3 protein-coding genes and 1 pseudogene are annotated in these 5,702 nt (G+C 36.2%); 2 read left to right on the forward strand and 2 right to left on the reverse strand.

Annotated features, from left to right (window positions below; all coding sequences use genetic code 11):
- Window positions 1-467: pseudogene (locus tag H6G76_RS35855) on the reverse strand (bifunctional DNA primase/helicase); the annotation flags it as partial.
- Window positions 467-1,012: a hypothetical protein gene (locus H6G76_RS35860; RefSeq protein WP_190710947.1), complete on the reverse strand. Its 546-nt coding sequence runs from the start codon at window positions 1,010-1,012 to the stop codon at window positions 467-469. The gene H6G76_RS35860 and the pseudogene H6G76_RS35855, both read right to left, overlap by 1 nt.
- 905 nt (window positions 1,013-1,917) lie before the next feature.
- Between H6G76_RS35860 and H6G76_RS35865 the strand changes: the two genes are divergently transcribed.
- On the forward strand, window positions 1,918-3,357 hold the full coding sequence (locus tag H6G76_RS35865) for an NACHT domain-containing protein (protein WP_190710948.1): 1,440 nt from the start codon (window positions 1,918-1,920) through the stop codon (window positions 3,355-3,357).
- An 8-nt stretch (window positions 3,358-3,365) separates the two neighbouring features.
- Window positions 3,366-5,231: a protein kinase domain-containing protein gene (locus H6G76_RS35870; protein WP_190710949.1), complete on the forward strand. Its 1,866-nt coding sequence runs from the start codon at window positions 3,366-3,368 to the stop codon at window positions 5,229-5,231.
- The last annotated feature ends 471 nt before the right edge of the window (window positions 5,232-5,702 follow it).

The following is a 5,702-nucleotide window of genomic DNA, read 5'->3' on the forward strand; positions in this document are numbered from 1 at the left end:
CTATCTTGTAAGCGTCGGGCTAAAGGCGAATCATAGCGTTTAATGTTGTACCGCCGCGCTACTAAATCCCAGATGCAGTTGGCAATATCAAAATAAGTAACTCGGTTGGGGACTTTTGGTGGCGATTCATATTTAACTGGCTTACCTTTAAGCCAATCAATGCGGGGGTTCGTCGGCTTGATGCGCCCCCACTCCATTGGTTTCCAGTCATTATATGGGTCAAGTGAAGCAATCCACATCCCACCTGCCATTAAATGCAGATATAACTTCAACAGCCCATCCGTCACTCGACCAGCATTTTTCCTGGGCAGCAATGGGGAGATGAATAGATAATCGTAAACTGTTTCTCCCTCAATGTGGAAGAAGTTACGTTCAATTAGTGCCGGATGAATGGCACTACCCACCGCTAACTCATGATACTCTGCTGCGGTGAGATTGTTCGGGTATTCAGTTGGGGTTTGGCTCATTAGATGCTGCTGCCCCCAATCCCAGCAAAAGAGAGTGAACTTGGCGGCGTTGCATCGGAGTTACTCTGTGCTACTGTTGTTGAGTTCTGCCCCAAGCACTTCTGCACATTAGCACCCCTGTTGTACTGCTTCTGCTGCACAAACAGAATATGGGTACTGAATTTTTCCCCTGTTTCTAACACTGTGCCAAACACATAATCGGATTGGGGCGAAACCAACAGCAACACTTCTGCAACAGGATCTAAATCTGGCAGGGTACTGGCTAGATGATTCTGTTTTATTAAAATCTGCCGATAATCATTGGCGTTATGAGCAACCAGCGCAACTGCTTCCTCGCACAGGTGCATACTACTGTCACTATGCCAGAACCAATCCAGTCTTTGTAATACTGTGGCTCTGGCTAAAACATTTTTAAACCGCGTTTCGACAGAACTTATCAGTATTTCTTTCCACTGCCCATTCTGGCTGTCTGCGTATGGTGCTGTTACCACACCTGACAGCCTCACCCAACCAGTATTTGTTACTGGGTGATCGTAATTTTTCATGATAGGCTCCCCTAATAACTTGGTGACTAGCAAGTTTTAGAGGGGGTTGATTAAATCAATTCGCAATTATACTTACGCCTGTAAGCCTGTAGGATTATTGTGAATTACGAAGACGTGCCTTGCGCGTCTTCCCGTAGGGTATTGCGAACTGCTCCTTACGTGCCGTTATGTATAAATACAACTAAGTGGGTGTAGAAAATTTTTACAAGAACACAAAAATTTTTGGCAATGTTACTTTTACCGCTCCCAGAAAAGTTATAATCAGCATAACAAAGCAGCGTGGGATCTTTTGACAAGTCAGTGGAAACAGCGTCCAAACTATTCCCCACTTTCTCTGTCATTACGAGATCAACCCCGCTCAGAAACTATGCTATTTTTTAGCCTTTGGGCAAAGCGTTACTCCTTAGTGCGTTTTGCCCTTTAAATTTTTTGTCTCCTTTTTACCTCCATACTTGCTTTACCGATTGAATAGCTTGATCTTACAAAACTTCGGGTCTTTTCGGATCTTAGAATATTGTGATTGTTTACTTTCGTTGCCTCCATATTTATCAACTCTGGTTCAGACTTACCCTATAGGGTAAGGTTTTCTCAAGCTCCCCCTGGTTTTTACTTTAAAAGTTTTACATCCTCCATCGAAAAAAGTTAACTCGTGTTGCAGATGTTTCTGAAATATCTGCTGGTTTATGCTGCAATCAATTTTTTCCCTGCCTGAACTCAAAATGTAAGTCAGCAAGGCATTTAGAGTGTGTTAATACTAGATTAGAAAAGTAGCAATTTAATCTTACACCTCAGAAGGTAAACTAGAAAACCAGCTTTTGTTAAAAAGTGTGAAGTATTTATATATGAATTAAGGTTAAAAATAAATATAGAGTATTGGTTAGAGTAGCGTTATATTACGGCTAATTATGACTAAAGATAAAAGTTTAAGCATAGAACAAATACTGGAAATTTTGGAAGCACAAGTGCTTGAGAGAACTGGACGGTATTTGTCGAAAGCTGAAAAAGCTGTAATTAAGGGAACTTGGGATAATAAAGAATACAGTCAGATAGCTAGCGATTCAGGATACAGCTTACAGTATTTACAGACTGGGGTTGGCCCACAGTTATGGGCAACCCTTACAGATGTAATTGGTGATGGAGTACAAGTAAAAAAAACTTACTTGAAAAATGTTTTGCTTAAATTTGCGAAAAAGCATTATATGAAGTTAGAAATATCTAAGCTAGACAATAACAGCTTAGTGGGTAAAACTAAAGTGTATGGCAGATTACCTAGAATTCCGTATTTTTATGGTAGAGATGAAGAAATCGGAGATTTGAAAAAACAAATTAAGATTTCTCAAGAGTCTTGTATAGCTATAACTGGAGTTGGAGGTATAGGAAAAACTTTATTAACAGCTAAACTAATTGAAGAAATACTTTTTGAAAATCCAAATATGTATGATTATATAATTTGGAACAGAATTAATAGATTCTCTTCAATTGATGAGTTACTTTCAGAAACACTTACAATTTTCAACCTTCATGCAATTGATGAATCTCTTTCAACAAAGATTTCATTATTGTTAAAACAATTTCATTTACACAAATGCTTGTTAATAATAGACGGATTTGAAAAGCTAGTACAGGTAGATAATTATCAAAAAAAATTAGAATATGAAGATTTCTTTGTTGGTCTAACAAAAGAAGTTCATCAAAGTTGCATTATCTTAACCAGTCAAATACCTTTAGAAGAAATTACTCATTTAACTACAAGTTTTTCTTTTTCCTCTTTACATCTAGAGGGACTAAAGGAAAGTTCTGCGATGCAGATGATGCACGAAAAAGGTTTAGGTGGAGAGAAATGTAGAGAATTAATTGAAATATATCGTGGAAATCCATCAGAGTTAGAAGCAGTTATTAATAAAATTCATCGTTTCTTTGGAGGGAGTGTAGAAAGATTTTTTGAATATAGTACAACTATGATGGGGCCTCAAATCCAAGCAATGCTACATATACAATTTGGGCAACCTGGCTTTTTAAGTAACCTTCAAAAACAAATAATGGTTTATTTAGCGCACCAGATGTCGCAAGATTGTAATGATATCCCTTTTTCCAAAATTGTTGATGACTTAAAAGAGCGATTAGATATAGAAGTTTCTATTTCTGAATTAATAACAGCTATAGATACTTTAGAACAGCGTTCATTAATTGAAACTAATAAACAATCAAATCAAAAAGAGATTAGTTATAGGTTACAGCCAGTAGTTAAGAAGTATATTTTAGTTGATCCACTTGGTTTAGTAAATAAAGAACAATATTTAGTAAATAAAAAACAGAATAAAATGGCGACAAGCCATTTTGTTTAGGAGCAAGTGTGGTTTACTGTATAAATCCACTTTGTACGCAACGTCAAAATCCTCAGGGGATTGAAAATTGTTTAGCCTGTGGGAATTCCTTGCTAATAAATGGAAGAATTCGTTTGTTACGTCCGTTGATTTCGTTAGGAAATCAATTTACTTATACAGATGTTTTTGAAGTAGAAGATACTGGTTCAAAAGCACCTTCAAAACCTGAAATAAGAGTTATGAAGGTATTGAAATGGAGTGATGATAATAAAATAGTTCAGCTATTTCAGCGAGAAGCAATTATCCTGCAAATTCTTAATCATCCTGGTATTCCGAAGTCAACTAGAGATGATTATTTTACTTTTACACTTAATAATAAATTACAATTGCATTGTATAGTAATGCAATTATTTGAAGGCGAAAACTTAACTAAATGGATAAAAAATCATGGGCGAATTAATCAACACACTTCCTTAGATTGGTTATTTCAACTGGCTAATATTCTTGATACTGTACATCGCTCTGGCTTTTTTCACAGAGATATCAAACCAGACAATATTATTTATCAACCCGATGGTAAGTTAGCATTAGTTGATTTTGGTGCAGCGCGACAAATTACTAGAACTTATTTAGCAAAAGTTAGCACTAGTGGAGGAACTAAGACAGGGTTAGGTAGTGGACACGAAATAACTGTTGTCCGAACAGCTTGTTATTCTCCTTGGGAGCAACTTCATGGTCAAGCTGTTCCACAATCAGACTTTTTCGCTTTGGGGAGAACCTTTGTTTACCTGCTTACTGCTATTCCATTAATTGAAATTAAAATAGACCAGACAACAGGAAAACTACTTTGGAGGAATAAAGCACCTCAAATTGAAAAACCTTTTGCAGATTTTATTGATGAATTGATGGCTACTTTACCTGGGAAACGCCCACAGACGACACAGGTAATTCTGCAAAGATTGGAACGTATACCACTGCAATCAAAGATAAATCGGATAGTTAAATCGAAGCCCTTTGGTATTGGTGCAGTTACTTTAGTCATCTTAAGTTTTATTGGCTTACATCATGTATTGCGTCCTGTAGTAGCAGATTATTTGATGTATCAAGGAAGAAAAGCACAACAGGAAAATCGATTTGATGATGCTCTAAAAAGATTTCGTGATGCGGTCAACACTGACCCTGCTTTAGCAGACTCAGTATCAAAATTTTATGTTGAGCAAGCGTGGGCGCAGGATATTACTCCTGAAGATGCTAGAAAATATTATGAATTAGCTATTAAGTTTAACCCAAAGAATGATAGTGCTTATAATAATTTAGGCTTGTTATGCCAAAAATTACGAGATGTTGAATGTGTTAATAATAGTTATGCAGCCGTGTTTAAATTAAAACCTGATAAATGGGAAGCTCATTATGGCTTAGGAAATTTTTATGATGATTTAGGTAAGTATGATTTGGCTGAAAAACATTATAGATTAGCAATCCAAAGCAGTGATTTAGCTTTGGATGCAGTGAGTAATTTAGCGAGAATAAAAAACTTACAAGGCGAATATAATGAAGCTATTAATACAGTTTTGCAAGGATTGAGAAAAGCTAAAGACCCTGGATTAAAAGCAGCTTTATATAAGAGTATAGGCTGGGCAAAGTTAGAACAAGGTAAATATAGGGAAGCAAAAAGTTATTTGGAAAAAGCACAAAATTTAGATCCGCAAAGAACTGATACTTATTGCTTGCTGGCAAAAACTCAAGAAGCATTAGGGAATATTGATAGTGCTTGGGCTTGGTGGGAACCTTGTATGCTATTAAATTCAAACTTACCAGAGGTTATCCAATGGAGGATAAGTTTATTAGAACGAATTAAGTTATTGAAGGGTTCTCAAGCCAAAAACAAATCCTGACAAAAAAAGTTGCCATCAATAATAAATTCAATAAATTTGGTTGAATAACGTAAATTTTTAATATCTTTAAAATTATCAGTGTTACCTAAAGTTTCATGCTTAAATATCAAACATTTATCAAAGTAATAGCAGGAATTACTATAATCCCTCTTTTATCATGGAACGACAGTGCATGGAGTGAAAACCGATTAAGAATCACAAGGGGTATTTGCGTTAAGCCTGTTGGTCGAATTGTTAACTCTCAGATGGGGAGACACATTTGTAAAGGGGAGCAAATTTATGTAAAGGATAATACTAGTTTGATATGCTACCTGAACCAAAAAGTTGTGCGACTTCAAGCAGGAGTTTACAAAACTGATTCACTATGTAATAGACATCTCCGAAAACTATCAAACCTTGTTTGTGACTAGCTTATAAGGCGCAAATGCAAGCATCGCGAATTACCTAGTCTATACGCTAAAATAAGGATTT

Source organism: Nostoc sp. FACHB-152 (genome assembly GCF_014697475.1).
GTDB lineage: Bacteria > Cyanobacteriota > Cyanobacteriia > Cyanobacteriales > Nostocaceae > Nostoc_B.